Below are 17,230 nucleotides of genomic sequence, written 5' to 3'. Positions count from 1 at the left end.
CGACCGGCCAGGACGCACGGATCACCCGCGAGCGGCGGGTGCCGCGCACGGATCTTCCAGCCCGACGGCGGCTGGTGCGGCGGCGGTGGCCGGTGCGGCGGTGGCGGTCGGTGCGGCGGTGGCGGCCGGTGCGGCGGTGGTCGGTGCGGCACCGCCGGACGCGGCGGCGGTCAGCAGGGCGGCGGCGATCTCCCGGGCCTCGGCGGCGGGGGCGGGGGTGCCCTCGCGCAGGGCGGTGACGGTCGCGCCGTCCATCAGCAGGACCAGCCGCCGGGCCAGGCCGACGACCCCGTCCGGCCGGTACCCCTCGTCGCCGAGCAGCCCGGCGACGTACCCGATGACCTGCTCCTTGTGCGCGACGGCGACCCGGTGGGCGGCACTGCCCGGATCGGCGCTCTCGACCACGGCGTTGATGAAGGCGCACCCGCGGAAGTCGGCCCGGGCGAAACGCTCCGCCAGGGCGTCGAACACGTCGAGCGGCCGACCCCCGAGCTCGGCGACCCGGGCCGCCAGCCACGCGCGCCAGTCACGGTCGCGGCGGGCGAGGACGGCGACGACCAGTTCGTCCTTCCCCGCGAAGTGCCGGTAGAAAGAGGCCCGGCCGACGCCGGACTCGGCAAGAATCCGCTCCACCCCGACCGCCCGGACGCCCTCGGCGTAGAACAGCGCCTCGGCGGTGTCGAGCAGACGGGCGCGCGCACGGGTGGCCATGTCGCCCAGGCTAGTGGGTGGTCGGCGCACAGCGGCACCGATCGGTACCGTCCGGGGGCACGACCGGCACGACGGCTGCCGCCCCCTCGGCCGCCCCCGACCCGCGACAGCCACTTCGCACCGAACACCCTTGCCGTACAAGCCGATTCGTCCCGCACGCACGACCCAGCTGCCACAACCAGCCCCATGAAGCGTCCGCGCCGCACCGCCGGCTCCGCCGCCGGCCTGCGCATCGGCTTCGAGCAGTGGCCGGAGCGGAGCGCGACCCTCCCGGCGCCTACAGGCAGATCCAGCAGTAGAGCTGCTCGTCGGCCGCGCGGGCGCGCCTGGCGAGCCGGATCAACTCCTCGGCCAGCGGCTGCATGTCGTCGGCGTCGGCCGGGTGGAGCTCCTCCGCCCGCACCCACCTGGCGACGATCGCCGGCACGTCCGCGTCACTCACTCCTGCCAGGGTGTCCCGGACCGCGGTGTCGAGTTCCACCACCCACGGGCCCGTGGCCCAGGGGTCGTCCTCGCCCTGCGGGCCGCCCGGTCCGGGCGCCGGAGTGGTCGGCCAGACCGGCCGATCGGCCACCAGGCCGGCCTTCCAGGGGACTCGGCGGACGGCGGCGATCAGCTCCCCCAGCACGAGGTCCGGATCCAGGCGCTTGGCCTCGACCCCGTCGAAGTGCGGGTCCCCGCCGCCGACGAGCAGGCGATCGTCGGCGCACTCCAGCGCTCGCACGACCGAAGCCGCATCGGCCGCGCGGAAGTAGTCGGTCAGCACGCCCACGGGTCTCCTCCCCACACGGTCGTCCGTCAGCCGGAAGTAGACCAGGCACGACCGACACCGGCACCGGCCGGAGCACCGCGCCGGTCAAGGGCGGACCGGTCAAGGGCGGACCGCCAGAGGCGGACCGCGCGCCGCCGCGCTGCCGCCCGCCGCTCCTGTCTCGCGCCCCGCTATGGACAGCCCCGCTGGCGGCGCAAGGAACGAACAAGCGGCATACCAGGGCCGGTAAGGACCCCAGCCAGACGCCAGGCCGAAGCGCACAGGTCAAGGCCGATGGCTGACCGCCGTGCGTCCAGGCTCCCCGCTGCCCGATTCTCCGGGGCGAACGGAACCCGTCAAGCGACTCCCGACTCTGCTGAGAATCGGTACCGTCGCCCCATGACGGATCTGCGCCGGGTATCGGTGGATGAGGTGCTGGAGCGTGTTGAAGCAGCGTTGGCGGCGCGGCTCGACCGGGCCACGGTAGTCCGCAAGCGCAGGTCCGTGGGGGCAGGCACAGATCGTGGCACGTGGGTTCGCATCGAGCGACGGGGGCTGGACCGGATCGGTGTCCAGGGCGGGGACGGCACCCCGTCGGCCGAGGCGTTGAGCGGGATCGCGAAGCCCGCGTGGTTGACCGGCGTCGCCTGGCGGGACGAGGTCGAGCCGGTGATGTGGCGGGCCGATGAGACCGAGTGGCTGCCCTCCGCTCCGGTGGGGTCCGCTGTTATGGCCGAGGCACCCGAACTTTCCCCCGCCTGGTGGGCGGGGCTCAACGCCTCACTCGATGCCCTCGCCGGCCAGCACACGAACCGGATCGCGACGCCGGACACCGAGACGATCACTCAGAACCTGGTGGACCAGACTATTCGTCAGGTCTTCCCGGATGTCGACACTCGGGTGAGCGAGTGGCGTCCTGCGCACGCCGATCTGAACTGGGCGAACGTGACGGCGCCGGAGTTCTGCGTCTTCGACTGGGAGGACTGGGGAATGGCCCCCCGTGGCTTGGACGCGTCAACGCTGTGGGCTGCCTCGCTTGCGGTCCCGGCGCTGGCCGACCGCGTCCGTGCCGAGCGAAGCGACGACTTCGCCAGCCGGGACGGCAAGCTGATGACGTTGTTCGTCGCGGCGAAGATCCTCGGGCCGGACTCTCATCCCGAGGACCCGCGCCGTGAGGGTGCCCGCACGGTGGCGGAGCACATGGTGAGGGAGCTTCAGGCGGCCTGACGCAGAAGGCGTCGGTACTCCCGGACAACATCAGTGTTGATCTCGTAGGTGGTGGCGCCGACCAGCTCTCGCAGGTGCTCCGCGTCGTCGGTGCCGACAGCCACCGCCGCCACCTTCGGGAGGGCGAAGGCGACTCGGAGCGCCGCCTGAATCGGTGTGGCGTCCGGTGCCCGCAGGAACACCCTCGGGTCGATCTTCTCCCAGATGCGTGCAGTAGCACTGCCGCCGAAGGGGCTCATGCCCCACACGGCTGTTGGCCGCCAACCGGTCACCAGAGCCTCGGCCGCGTCGAGGACGCCGCTACTGACCAGGAGACCGGAGCGGACCATGAGGACGTCCGGCCGGGGCAGGTCGAGACCTATCAGCGGTCGCGGGTCCCAGGTGGAGAGCCCCCAGGCCCCGCACCGCCCATCGGCTGCCGCCTCGGCCAGGAGCGAGCAAGCACGCATCAGTGTCTCGGTGTTCGGAGCGGAGTGCTCGGGGTTATGAAGGAGGACTGTGTCCGGCTCCCGGCCCAGTTCCGTCACAGCCCGCTCGACAGCGCCCCGTAACCGCACCGGGTCGAGGCTGTGCCCGTCCTCGAAGTAGCCGACCTTCGTGGAGATCGAGAACTTCGGAAGCAGGTCACCGGCGACCGCCGCGAGGGCGCGGTGGGAGCGGTGGCCGAGGTAGTTCGAGGCGGTGTCGAGTGCGGTGATGCCGAGGTCCAGGGCGCCGGTCAGAAGATCGCGTCGGTGACGAGACCGGTGTAGCCCGAGGACAGTTCGTCGGTCAGCGGGGCGCACAGCTCCTCCTTGATCAGGATCTCGGCAAGCTCGTGGATCTCGTCCCCGGCAGTCGCCGCGGCCTGTGCGAGCGGGACCGGTCGGCCGCTGAGCAGCAACCGCAGGGCGGGCAGAGCCTTGACAGCGAAGGTGAGCTTCTTCCCGGCCGCCGTGACCTGCACGGCGTTCCCGCGTTCCGTGATCCAGGGCGGGAAGTGGGTGGTGCACACGACGGTGTCGAGCGGGCCGAAGATCCCGAGGAAGGGCACGTGGCGCCCGGGAGTGGCCTGCTGCTCGTAGGCGGTGAGGAAGTCTTCCGGGCCGCGCCGGCCGACGAGGCGGGTGGCGGCTTCCATCAGCGCGCCGCTACCGGAGCCCGCGCGGTCGAGGTCGTGTCGGAAGATCTCCTGCTCGCGGCACCAGTCAGCCAGCCAGGCCATCCAGGAGGCACCGGTGCGCTTGGTGATGCCGAACGTGGCGTGGAGGCTGTGGCCGGTGCCGCTTCCGGTGCGGGTGGCCTGGTGCCAGTGGCCGCGCGGGATGTGCATGACGTCGCCGGCCTGGAGCGTGCCATTGAAGATCACGATGTCGCTCGGGGTGTTGTTGGGATCGGCGTCCCGATACATCGGCGCGGTGCGTGAGGTGTCGCGGACCTCCCAGTCCTTCTCGCCCGAGAGCTGGACGATGATCACGTCGTGGTCGTCCCAGTGCAGCGGGAACCCGGAGGAGTCGTTGGTGGTGAGGTAGGCGTTCACCTGCACACGCTCGTGAGCCCACCACTGCAAGGCGCGACAGGTGGCCTCCATGGTGGGGTCGAAGACGTTGACCTGGTCCATGATGAGCGTCGCGCCGTCGCGGAGCAGGTCGCCGAGGCGGTGCATGTTGGTCATCGGGACGGACTGGCCGCGCGGGCTGACGGTGTCGGTGAAGTACACGGCCGGGTGGACTTCCTCGCCCTTCTGGAAGGCCCTGAACTGCGGCCGGTCGAGGCTGCGTCGCATGGCGATGTCGAGCAGCTTGTTCGGGGTGAGGATGCGCGACAGGAGCGAGTCGTCCTCGATCCGGCCGAGCGCGAAGCCGGTGCCGATCGGCTCGGAGCTGTTCCAGCTCAGCGCCGTCTCGATGGCGGTGACCAGGCGGTGTTCCACTGCTACCTCCATAGGAGTGTGCTGGATGAGAGGGCGGGAGCCCGCACGGTGCAGGGCTCCCGCCCCGGGAGTGACCGGGTCCTACTCGACGTCGGTCAGGTTGCCGTCACCGCCGGGCCACGGCGCGTCGCCGGAGGATCCGGCGTTGTCGGAGCGGAGGCTGTCGTAGCGGTCCTGGACAGCGGTCAACCCCTCGACCGCGACCAGCAGCCCGCTCCTCTCCGGTAGCGCCTTCCTGCTCTCTTCCATGTGGTGCTCCTTCCTTCTCGGGTTCCCACCCGGGTCCGGGTGGAATATCTGAGGTGAATCACCCGTGTGCCTTGGGCACTTGGGGTTGGAGCCGTGGACGGCGCCGGCCGAAGGGGGATGACCCGGCCGACGCCGCCGGTCCACCCGACCGGGCTCAGCACAGGCAGCTGGAGGTTGATGGTGCTCAGACGGTCCGCTCGACCAGGTCCGTTCGAACCTGCGCGGCGTGGACGAGCACCCTGAGTCGCGCGTGCCCCGTCACCAGTTGGTCAGCCGCGCACTCGAACCACACGACCTTGCCGGAGCCCTCGGGGTACCAGCCCCACGAATGCGCGAGCCCCTCGACCAAGGCCAGACCACGTCCGCCCGTGGTCCTGTCAGTGGCGGCGTCGGGATCGGGCGGACGGAAGCTGCTGTCCGCGACCTCTACGCGCAGGCGCTCACCGGTCCAGCGGACGGTGATGCGGAAGCGGGCGCTGGTGTGCTCGACAGCATTGGTAAGCACCTCGCTGGCGCACAGTTCAACATCCTGTAGCGCGTCAGCGGACAGCGGTACCCGCCACTGTTCCGCAATCCCCCTGATTGGTCGGCGCGTTGACGGGACAACGGCCAACTCGGGCTCGACCTCCCACGTCTGCGGCGTCGGCAGCGCGGCAGTGATGACCGAGCTCATCAGCACGGACCGCCCTCCGTCTCGTTCTGTTCCCCGGGCTTGCCCCGGAGGACTCTCAGGATTGCCGGGCCGGCAGTTTCGAAATAAGGGCAGGGTGATTACCCATCATGGGTAAACTCGCGGTCAGTTATGCCAAGTGACACCGAGTGATCATCTTCGCGGGTGCCGGGGGTACCGGACATGACTGAATCCAGGCTGTCATCCGGGCTGCCGAGCCGTCTGCTTGCCGATCCCGAGATGGTTACGGCGTGCGCGGAACGCGACTTCACCACGATCTTCCGGTTGGCCAAGGCCAAAGGCGGCTATCACGCGTCCCGGATCGCGCGGGCCTGCGAGTTGACGCCCAGTCGTGTCGGTGAGGTCATGGCAGGCCGCCGGGAGATCACCAACATGACCGTCATCGAGAGGATCGCGGACGGCCTCCGCATCCCGGGCCACATGGTCGGCCTTGCTCCGCAAGCTTGGGAGCACGCGAAGGCCGAGGTCCGTCCGGTGGCAGCCCTGTCCGGTCGGCCGGCGGCTCCGTTCACGGGCACCGCGCTACCGAGCCCCGAACTGGACGACATCCTCGCCCTAGCTGCCAGTACCAGGGTCACGCCGACGGTGCTCCGCTCCCTGCAGGCATCCATCGAGGACTACTGGCGACGCGACGACGAGCACGGCGGCGAAGCCCTACGCCCCGCCGTCATGGGCCAACTCCGCTACGTACTGGGCATCCTGCGCGATACGGCCGATCCCCACTACCGGCGCAGCCTGCACGGCGTCGCGGCCGAACTCGCACGCCTCACCGGCTGGACCTACTTCGACGCTCGGCAGTACAGCACCGCTCGGAGCTACTTCGCCGAAGCTCTGCGTCTGGCACGAGTGATCGAAGACCGTCCGTTCATCGCCAACGTGCTCTCCTGCCTCAGTCTCCAAGCCACCTACGAGGACAAGGCGAGCGAAGCGATCACCCTGGCCAGAGCCGCGCAGGACAGCGCGCGGCTCGACGGCGGTACCCCAAGGCTGATGGCGATGCTGGCCATGCGGGAAGCCTTCGGCCACGCCAGCGCGCATGACCAGGAGGCCACCCACCGAGCGATCGATGACGCACGCTGGCACTTCGACCGCATCGACCAGACCGACGACGACCCCGTATGGGTCCAGTACTTCGACCGGACGAAGCTCACCGTCGACGCCGGCATCGCGCTGGGCCAACTCGGCGACGCGGCAGCAGCCGAACCCCTCATCGAGGAAGCCCTACGGAGCGAGCCGTCCGCCAACCTGCGCGGCCGAGCCTTTCACTCCTTCTGGCTGGCACGCACCCAACTCCAGCGCAAACAGGTCGAATTAGCGTGCACCACCGCCGGGGAATCCCTTACCCTCGCGTTCGAGGTGGCATCTCCGCGAGTGCTCGCCCACCTACAGGAGTTCCGCCAGTCGTTGACGCCCTACCGCTCCGTGCGGTCGGCGGCCGAGTTGTCGGCCCGCATCCGGGAGCTGACTTCCTGACTACAGTCCGGCCTCGTCAAGGAGCAGGTACAGCAAGCCGACCAGCGAACCGCTGCTGACGATCTCGCGCCGGTCGATCATGCCGCGCAGCTCGGACAGCGGAATCCACTCGATCCGGTCCGACTCGTTGCGCTCGCTCGGCGGCCCGGCGTACTCGATCGCGTTGGCTCGGAACACGAAGTGCTCCGAGTCGGTGATGCCGTTGGCCGGCTGGGCGTAGATCAGCGGCTTGACCTCGTCAACCGTCCAGCCGGTCTCCTCCAGCACCTCACGCGCCGCAGCTTCCTCCGGGGTCTCGTCCGCCTCGATCAGCCCCATGGGCAGTTCCCAGGCCCACGAGTCGGTGATGAACCGGTGCCGCCACATCATCAGCACCTGCTTCCGGTCGTTCACCACCGCGGCGACCGCCAGGTGCCGCAGCTTGAGTACGTGGTGCTCCCAGCGGTTCCCGTCCGGCTGCTCAACGTCGACCAACCACACGTTCACCCAAGGGTTCTCGTAGATCGGACGTTCCCCGTGGATCTTCCACTGCATCGCTGCGGCCCCTCTCGACGGACCATCAGCATCTCAGACCCAGGTCACCGGGCCGACGGGATCGATCAAATTCGCGTCACCCTGACGAATACCCGCTCCGCTGCCGGTGTCCTGCGAAGCGCCGACTCGGGCGTGAATCTTGCTCCCAGGCACTGCTTTTCCGTAGCAGCTTGACTGTGAAATCGGGTGCACCGTTCGGGGAGCCCGAGGAGACTCGCACGCATGGACGCATCCGACGAGATGATGAGCTTTGTGGATCCGCCTGCATGGCCTCACGCAGAGGCTGACCTCCTGCGCGAGGAGCCCGACTGGGAAGCGGTTGCCTGTCTCGACTTCCCCCGGAACCGCTGGCTCGGCTACCTTCGCGGCTACGCGAACGCCGCTGAGGTCATTGCAGACCAGGTCGTGTCCAGCGGGCGGAACCAGGACACGCTGATCTACCCGTTCTTGATGTGTTGGCGCCACTACGTCGAGCTTCATCTCAAGGCGTTGATCGAGCTGGCGAGCGTCTACCTCGATGAGCCGCACGAGCTGATGCGGAGCCACAGCATCGAGGTCTTGTGGCGTCGGGCACGGCCACTTTTGGAGCGTTCGTTCCCTGGCGACGGCCAAGCGGAGCTGGACAACACGGAGCGTGTGCTCCTCCAGTTGCACGGCATGGACCCGAGTTCCGAGCACTTCCGCTATCCGGTCCGCAACAGCGGTGACCCCACCCTTGATGGCATCTCCCGCATCCACATCCGTCACTTCCACAACGTGATGGTGGGTATCGCCAGGCTGCTCGACGCAGCCGACACGGGCATCCGCGAGATGACGAACAGAAAGCAAGAGACGGCTGGTTACCACCTCTTCGGCGGTTGAGGTCTTTGGATCGTCGTGGCGAGCCGGCCCGTTCCGGGAAGCCCTCTGCAGGTCTCAGAGCGGGTGACGCAGCTCGGTGGGGCCAGGAGCTGAACGGTGCTCCTGGCCCCATCGAGTGCAGTGCATGCGGTCAGTCCGCCATCGGCAGGTAGACCTTGTTGCCCTGGGCCTTGAACTCCTCGGACATGGCCTTCATGCCCTCAGCAGCGGCCTCGTCGTACTCGGGCGAGGCGGCGCCGTTGCCGAACTTCTCGTTGATGCTTTTGCTGATCTTCATCGAGCAGAACTTGGGACCGCACATGGAGCAGAAGTGCGCGGTCTTGGCGGGTTCGGCGGGGAGGGTCTCGTCGTGGAAGGCGCGGGCGGTCTCCGGGTCGAGGGCCAGGTTGAACTGGTCCTCCCAGCGGAACTCGAAGCGGGCGTCGGAGAGGGCGTCGTCCCAGAGCTGGGCGCCGGGGTGGCCCTTGGCGAGGTCGGCGGCGTGGGCGGCGATCTTGTAGGTGATGACGCCGGTCTTGACGTCGTCGCGGTCGGGGAGGCCGAGGTGTTCCTTGGGGGTGACGTAGCAGAGCATCGCGGTGCCCCACCAGGCGATCATCGCGGCGCCGATGCCGGAGGTGATGTGGTCGTAGCCGGGGGCGACGTCGGTGGTCAGCGGGCCGAGGGTGTAGAACGGGGCCTCGTCGCAGATCTCCTTCTGGAGGTCCATGTTCTCGCGGATCTTGTGCATCGGGACGTGCCCGGGGCCCTCGATCATCACCTGGACGTCCTTGGCCCGGGCGATCCGGCCGAGTTCGCCGAGGGTGGTGAGTTCGGCGAACTGGGCCTCGTCGTTGGCGTCGGCGATCGAGCCGGGGCGCAGGCCGTCGCCGAGCGAGAAGGTGACGTCGTAGGCGCGCAGCAGGTCGCAGAGTTCTTCGAAGTGGGTGTAGAGGAAGTTCTCCCGGTGGTGCGCGAGGCACCAGGCGGCCATGATCGAGCCGCCGCGCGAGACGATGCCGGTCTTGCGGCGGGCGGTGAGCGGGACGTACCGCAGCAGCACGCCGGCGTGCACGGTCATGTAGTCGACGCCCTGTTCGCACTGCTCCAGCACGGTGTCGCGGTAGACCTCCCAGCTGAGGTCCTCGGCCCGGCCGTCGACCTTCTCCAGCGCCTGGTAGAGCGGGACGGTGCCGATCGGGACGGGGGAGTTGCGCAGGATCCACTCGCGGGTGGTGTGGATGTTGCGGCCGGTGGAGAGGTCCATGACGGTGTCGGCGCCCCAGCGGGTGGCCCAGGTCATCTTCTCGACCTCCTCCTCGATGGAGGAGGTGACCGCCGAGTTGCCGATGTTGGCGTTGATCTTCACCAGGAAGTCGGTGCCGATGATCGCCGGTTCGACCTCGGGGTGGTTCACGTTGACCGGGATGACGGCCCGTCCGCCGGCCACCCGCTCGCGGACGTACTCCGGCTCCAGGCCCTCCCGGATCGCCACGAACTCCATCTCGGGGGTGATCAACCCGCTCTTGGCGTAGGCGAGTTGGGTGACGGCGACGCCGTCGCGGGCGCGCAGCGGGCGGCGCGGGCGGCCGGGGAAGACGGCGTCCAGGTTGCGCAGGTCGCCGCCGCGCGGGGCGGTATGCCTGATCCCGTCGTCCTCGGGCCGGGCCTCGCGGCCCTCGTACTCCTCGACGTCGCCGCGCTGGCGGACCCAGGCGTCGCGCAGCGCGGGCAGCCCGCGCCGGACGTCGGTGGGGTGGGACGGGTCGGTGTACGGCCCGGAGGTGTCGTACAGCGGGACGGTGCGCCCGTCGGTGAGGTGGACCTCGCGGTAGGGGACCCGCAGGTCGGGTCGGCTGCCCTGGTGGTACGCCTTGCGCCAGGCCGGGGTCGGGTACCCGGTGGCGGCCGGCTGCTGGACGGACGTGTGCTCGCTCAAGGTGGTCATGCGACCTTCCACTCCCTACGCCGGCATTACCCGGTCAGGTTCCTGCGGTCGGCGCAGCAGGTGGTACGCGGGCCCGCGTACCGTCAGCGCCCTCTCAGCCCGGTGCTCCGAGCTCCCGTTCCGCGCGGGCGTTCGCCGCCCGCGTTCGCTGCTCACCGTAGGGCACCGGACGCGGAGGGTCCAGGGCGCCTCCGGTCACCGGCCTGTCCGGGCCGCTCGCGGGGTGGAAGAATCGCCGGGGTGATCGGACTGGTGGGGCGGGTGACGGGACGGATCGGCGCGGGCCTGGTGGGCGAGGTGATGGTGCGCGTTCCCGAACGCCAGGGCAGCGAGGCGTTCCTGGCGTACCGGGCGGTGCCGGGCGAGCCGCTGGAGCCGGGCACCATGGTGGTCGTGGTCGATTACCAGCCACCGCGCACGGTGTACGTCGAGCCCTACTGACGGCGCCTCACCAAGCCCGGGCAAACCCCGCGCAACGGTTTCGAGACAGTGGGCGCTCCCGCTGGCGCGGCCCCTTCCCCCGCGATCACGGCAGGCGGAGAATGCGGCTGCCACCGGGTTCCGCGCCCACAACTGCACCACCCAGCGCAGCCACGGACCGGTGTGCCACGAAGGGGGAGATCGCGATGCTGATCGGCATCGTCGGAGCCGTTGTCGCAGGGCTGCTGGTCCTGGTCGTGCTCTTCAAAATGATGTGGCGGGTCGCCGAACCGAACGAGGCGCTGGTCATCTCGGGTTCCAAGCACGGCGAGGGCCTCGGCTTCCGCGTGGTCACCGGACGGGGCACCTTCGTGCTGCCCGGCGTCCAGGTGGTCCGGCGGCTGTCGCTGGACCTCAACGAGGCCGCGCTGGACGTCGAGTGCGTGACCTCGCAGGGCATTCCGGTGCACGTCAAGGGCGTGGTCATCTTCAAGGTCGGCGACGACCCGGTGTCCATCGCCAACGCCGCCCGCCGCTTCCTGGACCAGCAGAAGATGATGGGCCAGCGGGTGCACAACGTGTTCGCCGGCCACCTGCGCTCCATCGTCGGCGGCCTGACCGTCGAGGACATGATCCGGGACCGCGAGCGGCTCACCGGGGAGACCCGCTCCGCGTCGGGCATCGAGATGGAGAAGCTCGGCCTGATCATCGACTCGCTGCAGATCCAGGAGATCCTGGACCCGACCGGCTACATCACCAACCTGGCCGCCCCGCACGCCGCCGCCGTCCAGCGCGACGCCCGGATCGCGGCCGCCGAGGCCGACCGCCGGGCCACCGAGGCCGAGCAGGAGGCGTTCGCCCGCAAGGCCGAGGCGACGCGCAACTCCGGTATCCAGCAGGCCGGTTACCAGGCCGAGATGGACACCGCCGCGGCCCGCGCGCTCCAGGCCGGGCCGCTCGCCCAGGCCGCCGCCCGGCAGGAGGTCGTGGTCCAGGAGACCAAGGTCGCCGAGCTGGAGGCGCACCGCAAGGAGCAGCAGCTCCAGGCGGACGTCCGCAAGCCCGCCGACGCCCGCGCGTACGAGACCCGCACCAAGGCCGAGGCCGACCGCGACGCCCGGATCTCGGCCGCCGAGGCGCTCTCCCGGGAGACCGACCTGAAGACCGCGGCCGAGGCCAACCGGGTCAAGGTCGCCGCCGCCGCCGAGGCGGAGGCCACCCGGGCCCGCGGCCTGGCCGCCGCCGAGGCCACCCGCGCCACCGGTGAGGCCCAGGCCGCCGCCGAGGCCGCGAAGGGCCTGGCCGAGGCGGAGGCCGCCCGGGCCAAGGGCCTCGCCGAGGCGGAGGCGACCCGGGCCCAGGGCCTGGCCGAGGCCGAGGGCATCAAGGCCCGCGCCGCGGCCCTCGCCGAGAACCAGGAGGCGGTCGTCGCCCAGCAGCTCGCCGAGAACTGGCCCGCCATCGTCCGGGCCGGCGCGGACGCCTTCGGCAACGTCGAGCACATGGTGCTGCTGAACGGCGCCGAGGGCATGTCCGAGATGTTCGCCAAGGCGCTCACCATGGGCGGCACCGGTCTCGGCCTGGCCCGCCAGCTGCTCACCACGATGACCCCGGCGGCCACTGCCGAAACCTCGGCGCACCCGGCCGACCCGGCGGCACCGGCGGACCGCGCCCCGGCCACCCAGGTCATCCCGGTCCAGTCCGGCAGCGGCGACTGACCCGCACCACCGGAGCACCACCGGCACCACGACGTGCCACGGCGCACCCGCGCCACCCGGCCCGTACGGCGGCACCACCGCCGTACGGGCCGCATCGTCTCCGCAATCCCGGGCAGCAGCTGAGTACCCGTACTCACGCCCCGGCCACCGCGCCGCGCCAGCATCGGAGCATGGACCTGCTGCCCCGCGTCGGAATCACCGCCGTCGGCTCCCACCTCCCGCAACGGACCGTGACCTCACGGCAGTTGCAGGACGAGGTGGCGGCCGGCGCCCGCCTCCCGCTGCCTGACGGCATGTTCGAGAAGGCCACCGGCATCCGCACCCGCCGCTTCGCCGGGCCCGACGAGCACCCCTCCACGCTCGCCCTCGGCGCGGCCCGCCGGGCCCTGGCCGCCCGCGGCCAGGAACCCGCCGACCTCGACCTGCTGCTGTTCGCCTCCGCCTCCCGGGACGTCTGCGAACCCGCCACCGCCCACCTCGTCCAGGCCGAACTCGGCTCCCGCGCCCACGCGCTGGACGTCTCCAACGCCTGCAACAGCTTCCTCAACGGCATCGACACCGCCCGGGCGATGATCCTGGCCGGCCGCGCCCGGCGCGCCCTGGTGGTCACCGGCGAGACCCCCAGCCGGGCGATGCGCCGCGACCCCTCCGGACTCGCCGAGTTCCGCGACGGCTTCGCCGGGTACACCTTCGGCGACGGCGGCGCCGCCGTCCTGGTGGAGCGCGTCGAGCGCGGCGGCATCCTCGACGTGGAGACCCAGACCGCCTCCGAGCACTGGCAGGTCGGCGGCATCCCCGGCGGCGGCTCGCGCCACCCGCGCGGCGACGAGTGGAGCTACTTCCGCGGCGGCGGCAAGGAGTTGCGCGGCGTCTTCGAGCGGATCGGCGCCGACATCCTCACCCGGGTCGCCGCCCGCACCGGCTTCGGCTGGGACGCCTACGCCCGGGTCCTGGTCCACCAGGTCACCCTGCCCTACCTGGAGCGCTTCGTGGAGCTCACCGGCGTGCCCGCCGACCGGCTGGTCGTCACCGTCCCCGAACTCGGCAACCTGGCCTCCGCCACGATAGGCGTCCAACTCGACCGCATCATGCCCGAGTTGGAGACCGGGGACCGGGTGCTGATGGTCGGCCTGGGCGGCGGCGTCAGCCTGATGACGATGGTCTGGGAGAAGTCGTGACCGAGCTGTGGGTGATCGTCCCCGCCTACCAGGAGGCCGCCCGGATCGACGGCGCCCTGCGTGCCCTCGCCGCCCAGCACGACCGCGACTTCACCCTGCTGGTCGTCGACAACGGCTCCACCGACACCACCGGCGAACAGGTGCTGGCCTTCGCCCGCACCGCGCCCTTCCCCGTCCACCTGCTCGTCGAACCGGAGAAGGGCGTCGGCTGCGCCGTCGACACCGGCTTCCGCCACGCCATCGACCACGGCGCGACCCTGCTCGCCCGCACCGACGCCGACTGCCTGCCCGAACCCGGCTGGGCCGGCGCCGCCCGCGCCGGGATGCGGGCCTCCGGCGGGCTGGTCTGCGGACGCGTCACCGCCCGCCGCGACGAACACGGCCCGCTCGGACGGGCCGTCTTCCGCGCCCTGGTCGCCCTCGGGGCCCTCTTCGGCCGGATTCGCCCCGCCCACCGCCGCCGCCACGGCTACCGCACGCCCTACCGCATGCACGCCGGCAACAACATGGCCATCACCGCCGACCTCTACCTCGCCACCGGCGGCATGCCCCGCCGCCCCTCCCCCACCGACCGCGCCTTCATCAACCGGATTCGCCGCCACAGCACCGCGATCGTCCGCCGCCCCGACATGGTCGTCCAGAACTCCACCCGCCGCATCCGCGCCTACGGCCTGCGCGGCACCGCCCGCTGGTACCTCGAACGCGGCGCCGGCCACCGCGACGTCGACGTCCGGTGAGACGGCGAGGTGCGGTGAGACGGCGAGGTGCGGTGAGACGGCGAGGTCCGCGTCGGGGCCCGGGGACCGGCGGGTCCGAGCCGCGCCGCACGCCGAAGCCCGCCGGCAGCCGTGAGCCCGCCGTTCCCGGGCCCCTGACGCGGACCTCCCGTCCCTCCCCCTCCCGTCCGTTCCCCGTCCGCCCGTGCACCCGCCCGCCCGCCCGCGAAGAGGAGCCCCCGTGCTCGACCAGCTCGCCCGCACCCTGCGCGAAGGCGCCTCGCGCCCGGCGCTGCTCACCAGCACCCGCCGCGGCAGCCCCCGGGTGCTCGCCCGGTGCGCGGAGCTGGCCGCGCTCGCGGACGGGTACGCCGCGGCGCTGCACCACGGGCACGGCCTGCGGCCGGGGGACACCCTGGGGGTGGCGGTGCGCCCGGGGCCGCGGGCGCTCGCCGTGCTGCTGGCCGCGCACCGGCTGGGCCTGCGCAGCGCGGTGCTGGACCCGGGCGCCGGGCCGGAGGTGCTGCGGGCGCGGCTGGCGCTGGCCCCGCCCGCGCTGATCCTGGCCGACTCGGCCGCGCAGGCCGTCGCCGGGTGGGCCCGTCCGCTGGCCCGCCGCGCCCGGCTGGAGCTGCCGCCGCTGGGGGCGCTCGGCCCGGTGGCGACCGTCGGCCCCCGGCACCCGTGGTGCGCCCGGTCGCTGGCCGGGCACCCGGGGCCCGCCCCGGACCCGTACGAGGGGGACGGCGACGCGGTGGTGGTGTTCACCTCGGGCACCACGTCCGCCCCGCGCGCGGTGGTGCACTCGCGGGCCTCGCTCGCCGCCGGGATGCGGGCCGTGGACGCGCTGGTGCGCCCCCGCCCGGGCCGGACGGTGCTCGGCGGGACGACGTTCGTGCTGGTCCCGGCGCTGGCCGCGGGGGCGGTCGTCGCGCTGCCGGCCCGCCGCACCGCCGTGCTGCAACGCCAGATCGACCGGCTCGCCCCGGACGAGACCTACCTGACGCCGCCCCGGCTGCGCCCCCTGACCAGGCTCACCGGCCGGGTCTGGACCGGGTCCGCGCCCGCCGACGCCGCGCTGCTGCGCCGGGCCAAGGAGGCGGGAGCGGACGAGGCCTGGGGGGTGTACGCGCTCACCGAGCTGTTCCCGGCCGCGGCGGTCGAGGAGCGCGACAAGAGCGCCCACGACGGCCCGGGCGACCTGCTCGGCCACCCGCTGCCGGGCGTCCGCACCCGGCTCGGCGCGGACGGCGAACTGCTGCTCGCCGCCCCGGCCGCCCGCGACCGCTACCTCGGCGAGGACCCGGACCCGTGGGTGCGCACCGGCGACCGGGCCCGCCTCGACCCGGCCGGTCGGATCGTGCTGGCCGGTCGGCTCAAGGACATGGTGCTGCGCCGCGCCGAGAACATCTACCCGGGCCTGTACGAGCCCTCGCTGCACCTGCCGGACGTCGAACTCGCCGTCCTGGTGGGTGTTCCCGGCCCGGACGGCGACGAGCGCCTGGTCGCCCTGGTCCAGCCCCGTCCCGGTGCCGACCCCCGGCGGCTGCGCGCCGACCTGCACGCCCCGCTCGCCCGGATGGGCACCGCCCGCCCCGACGCCCTGCTGCTCGGCCCCGTCCCGCTGACCGGCCGCTCCCGCAAACCCGACCGCGCCGCGGCCGCCCGCCAGTGCGCCCGCCGCCTCGCCGACCACCCGGCCGGGCGGGCGCGCTGACCCCGCCGGACCCGCCCGCCCCGCCGACACCAGCACCGTCACCCGCCGCCCGCCGCCCGCCGCACCGCCGACACCCCACCCCGGAGGGCCAGTTGACCGCCGCCCGGCGCGCCGACCGCACGGTCTACCTGCGCAGCCACCCCCTGCTGTTCGCGCTGCTCGCCGCGACCCGGCACCGGCCGGTGCTCCGGCTCGGCCGCACCGTGCTGATCCACCACCCGGACGCCTACCGCGAGGTCCTCACCCGCGTCCCGCTCGACCGGACGGCCGAACGGACCACCGGCGGCACCGCCGCCCGGCTCACCGGCGGAAGCCTGCTCTTCGACCAGCAGGGGGCCGAACACCGCACCGCCCGGCGGGAGTTGACGGCCCTGCTGGGCCCGGCCGGGGTGGCCGCGCTGCGCCCGGTCTGGGAGCGGGTCCTGGACCGGCACCTCGGCGGCCTCGACCGGCCCGTCGACCTCGTCCCCGCCGTCCGCGAACTGGCCGGCGCCACCGCCGCGGCGCTCACCGGCAGCGACGCCCCGCCGGTGCGGCTGGCGCTCGCCGCGGAGCGGGCCGCGGCCGCCACCGCCCGTGCGCACCTGCCCGCCCTGCTGCCCCGCCCGGGCGGCGCCCGCCGGGCCCGCACGGCCGCCGACCGGCTGAGCGGGCTGCTGCCCGACCCGCGCGACGCGATGCTCGCCGTCGCCGCGGTCAACACCACCCTCGCCGCCCTGCCGCGCGCCGTCGCCTGGTGCGCCCGCGAGCGGCTCTGGGACCTGGCCCGCGACGACGCCCCGGCGCTGGCCGCCGAACTGCTCCGCCGCACCGCCGCGTCCCCGGTCCTCCCGCGCGCCGCGGCCGCCGACGCCACCGTGCTCGGCCACCGCGTCCGCCGCGGCGACCGCCTGCTGCTGGTCGCCCGGCACGCCGCCGAGGCCCAGCACGACACCCCCACCCACCCGCACGCCACCCTGGCGCCCTTCGGCCTCGGCCCGCACACCTGCCCCGGCGCCGCCCTCGCCCGCGCCCAACTCGCCACCCTGCTGAGCACCCTGGCCCCGCACCGCCCCCGCGCCCTGCGCACCACCCCGCACCCCGGCAGCGCCCTGCCCTCCTACCGCACCTGCGTCATCGGCCCGCCGCGCGACTGACCACCCGTC

17 protein-coding genes are annotated in these 17,230 nt (G+C 72.5%); 9 read left to right on the top strand and 8 right to left on the bottom strand.

What is annotated here, in order from left to right:
• Positions 1–21: 21 nt before the first annotated feature.
• Both QMQ26_RS18535 and QMQ26_RS18530 read right to left on the bottom strand, forming a co-directional pair.
• A complete protein-coding gene (locus QMQ26_RS18535) occupies positions 22–711 on the bottom strand; it encodes a TetR/AcrR family transcriptional regulator (RefSeq protein WP_282202026.1) in 690 nt (229 codons plus the stop codon).
• A gap of 277 nt (positions 712–988) precedes the next feature.
• Positions 989–1,483 (bottom strand): hypothetical protein, encoded by a 495-nt coding sequence (locus tag QMQ26_RS18530; RefSeq protein ID WP_282202025.1) that lies wholly within the window; start codon positions 1,481–1,483, stop codon positions 989–991.
• 378 nt (positions 1,484–1,861) lie between these two features.
• On the opposite strand from QMQ26_RS18530, the gene QMQ26_RS18525 reads away from it, so the two are divergent.
• Positions 1,862–2,689, top strand: a complete 828-nt coding sequence (locus QMQ26_RS18525) for a hypothetical protein (RefSeq protein ID WP_282202024.1) — start codon at positions 1,862–1,864, stop codon at positions 2,687–2,689.
• On the opposite strand, the gene QMQ26_RS18520 is transcribed toward QMQ26_RS18525, so the two are convergent.
• The 4 genes from QMQ26_RS18520 to QMQ26_RS18505 all read right to left on the bottom strand — a co-directional run bounded on the left by QMQ26_RS18520 (position 2,677) and on the right by QMQ26_RS18505 (position 5,523).
• Complete coding sequence (locus QMQ26_RS18520; RefSeq protein ID WP_282202023.1) at positions 2,677–3,474, bottom strand: aldo/keto reductase; 798 nt, start codon at positions 3,472–3,474, stop codon at positions 2,677–2,679. The genes QMQ26_RS18525 and QMQ26_RS18520 overlap by 13 nt on opposite strands.
• Entirely contained in the window at positions 3,408–4,601 is a 1,194-nt protein-coding gene (locus QMQ26_RS18515; protein WP_282202022.1) for a JmjC domain-containing protein, read from the bottom strand. The genes QMQ26_RS18520 and QMQ26_RS18515 overlap by 67 nt, the downstream gene beginning before the upstream one ends.
• Positions 4,602–4,682: 81 nt before the next feature.
• On the bottom strand, positions 4,683–4,850 hold the full coding sequence (locus QMQ26_RS18510) for a hypothetical protein (protein WP_282202021.1): 168 nt from the start codon (positions 4,848–4,850) through the stop codon (positions 4,683–4,685).
• 184 nt (positions 4,851–5,034) lie between these two features.
• Positions 5,035–5,523: an ATP-binding protein gene (locus QMQ26_RS18505; protein ID WP_282206559.1), complete on the bottom strand. Its 489-nt coding sequence runs from the start codon at positions 5,521–5,523 to the stop codon at positions 5,035–5,037.
• Between the two features lie 180 nt (positions 5,524–5,703).
• On the opposite strand from QMQ26_RS18505, the gene QMQ26_RS18500 reads away from it, so the two are divergent.
• Positions 5,704–7,014, top strand: coding sequence for a hypothetical protein (locus QMQ26_RS18500; protein WP_282202020.1), 1,311 nt, complete (start codon positions 5,704–5,706; stop codon positions 7,012–7,014).
• Here QMQ26_RS18500 and QMQ26_RS18495 read toward each other — a convergent pair whose 3' ends face one another.
• Positions 7,015–7,548 carry an NUDIX hydrolase gene (locus QMQ26_RS18495; RefSeq protein ID WP_282202019.1) on the bottom strand — a complete coding sequence of 178 codons (534 nt, stop codon included), beginning with the start codon at positions 7,546–7,548 and terminating at the stop codon, positions 7,015–7,017. It lies immediately after the preceding gene.
• A gap of 222 nt (positions 7,549–7,770) precedes the next feature.
• Here QMQ26_RS18495 and QMQ26_RS18490 point away from each other — a divergent pair, with 222 nt between their 5' ends.
• Positions 7,771–8,409: a hypothetical protein gene (locus tag QMQ26_RS18490; RefSeq protein ID WP_282202018.1), complete on the top strand. Its 639-nt coding sequence runs from the start codon at positions 7,771–7,773 to the stop codon at positions 8,407–8,409.
• 130 nt (positions 8,410–8,539) lie between these two features.
• Here the strand turns inward: QMQ26_RS18490 and thiC are convergent, their stop codons facing one another.
• On the bottom strand, positions 8,540–10,336 hold the full coding sequence (gene thiC, locus QMQ26_RS18485) for a phosphomethylpyrimidine synthase ThiC (protein WP_282202017.1): 1,797 nt from the start codon (positions 10,334–10,336) through the stop codon (positions 8,540–8,542).
• A gap of 240 nt (positions 10,337–10,576) precedes the next feature.
• Between thiC and QMQ26_RS18480 the strand changes: the two genes are divergently transcribed.
• From QMQ26_RS18480 to QMQ26_RS18455, 6 genes are all read left to right on the top strand, one after another.
• On the top strand, positions 10,577–10,777 hold the full coding sequence (locus QMQ26_RS18480) for a hypothetical protein (protein ID WP_282202016.1): 201 nt from the start codon (positions 10,577–10,579) through the stop codon (positions 10,775–10,777).
• A gap of 185 nt (positions 10,778–10,962) precedes the next feature.
• Complete coding sequence (locus QMQ26_RS18475; RefSeq protein ID WP_282202015.1) at positions 10,963–12,474, top strand: flotillin family protein; 1,512 nt, start codon at positions 10,963–10,965, stop codon at positions 12,472–12,474.
• A 170-nt stretch (positions 12,475–12,644) separates the two neighbouring features.
• Positions 12,645–13,652 (top strand): 3-oxoacyl-ACP synthase III family protein, encoded by a 1,008-nt coding sequence (locus tag QMQ26_RS18470; RefSeq protein ID WP_282202014.1) that lies wholly within the window; start codon positions 12,645–12,647, stop codon positions 13,650–13,652.
• Complete coding sequence (locus QMQ26_RS18465) at positions 13,649–14,389, top strand: glycosyltransferase family 2 protein (RefSeq protein WP_282202013.1); 741 nt, start codon at positions 13,649–13,651, stop codon at positions 14,387–14,389. Before QMQ26_RS18470 ends, QMQ26_RS18465 begins: the two co-directional genes overlap by 4 nt.
• Positions 14,390–14,609: 220 nt before the next feature.
• Positions 14,610–16,085: an AMP-binding protein gene (locus tag QMQ26_RS18460; RefSeq protein ID WP_282202012.1), complete on the top strand. Its 1,476-nt coding sequence runs from the start codon at positions 14,610–14,612 to the stop codon at positions 16,083–16,085.
• 92 nt (positions 16,086–16,177) lie between these two features.
• Positions 16,178–17,221, top strand: coding sequence for a cytochrome P450 family protein (locus tag QMQ26_RS18455; protein ID WP_282202011.1), 1,044 nt, complete (start codon positions 16,178–16,180; stop codon positions 17,219–17,221).
• Positions 17,222–17,230 lie beyond the last annotated feature (9 nt).

It is taken from the genome of Kitasatospora fiedleri (assembly GCF_948472415.1).
GTDB classification, from domain to species: domain Bacteria; phylum Actinomycetota; class Actinomycetes; order Streptomycetales; family Streptomycetaceae; genus Kitasatospora; species Kitasatospora fiedleri.
This window is presented reverse-complemented; position numbering and strand designations above follow the sequence as displayed.

Bases quoted from the DNA above. Each gene is read 5' to 3' on its own strand.
- QMQ26_RS18535 (WP_282202026.1), bottom strand. From the start codon at position 711: ATGGCCACCCGTGCGCGCGCCCGTCTGCTCGACACCGCCGAGGCGCTG.
- QMQ26_RS18525 (WP_282202024.1), top strand. From the start codon at position 1,862: ATGACGGATCTGCGCCGGGTATCGGTGGATGAGGTGCTGGAGCGTGTT.
- QMQ26_RS18510 (WP_282202021.1), bottom strand. From the start codon at position 4,850: ATGGAAGAGAGCAGGAAGGCGCTACCGGAGAGGAGCGGGCTGCTGGTC.
- QMQ26_RS18505 (WP_282206559.1), bottom strand. From the start codon at position 5,523: ATGAGCTCGGTCATCACTGCCGCGCTGCCGACGCCGCAGACGTGGGAG.
- QMQ26_RS18500 (WP_282202020.1), top strand. From the start codon at position 5,704: ATGACTGAATCCAGGCTGTCATCCGGGCTGCCGAGCCGTCTGCTTGCC.
- QMQ26_RS18495 (WP_282202019.1), bottom strand. From the start codon at position 7,548: ATGCAGTGGAAGATCCACGGGGAACGTCCGATCTACGAGAACCCTTGG.
- QMQ26_RS18490 (WP_282202018.1), top strand. From the start codon at position 7,771: ATGGACGCATCCGACGAGATGATGAGCTTTGTGGATCCGCCTGCATGG.
- thiC (WP_282202017.1), bottom strand. From the start codon at position 10,336: ATGACCACCTTGAGCGAGCACACGTCCGTCCAGCAGCCGGCCGCCACC.
- QMQ26_RS18475 (WP_282202015.1), top strand. From the start codon at position 10,963: ATGCTGATCGGCATCGTCGGAGCCGTTGTCGCAGGGCTGCTGGTCCTG.
- QMQ26_RS18470 (WP_282202014.1), top strand. From the start codon at position 12,645: ATGGACCTGCTGCCCCGCGTCGGAATCACCGCCGTCGGCTCCCACCTC.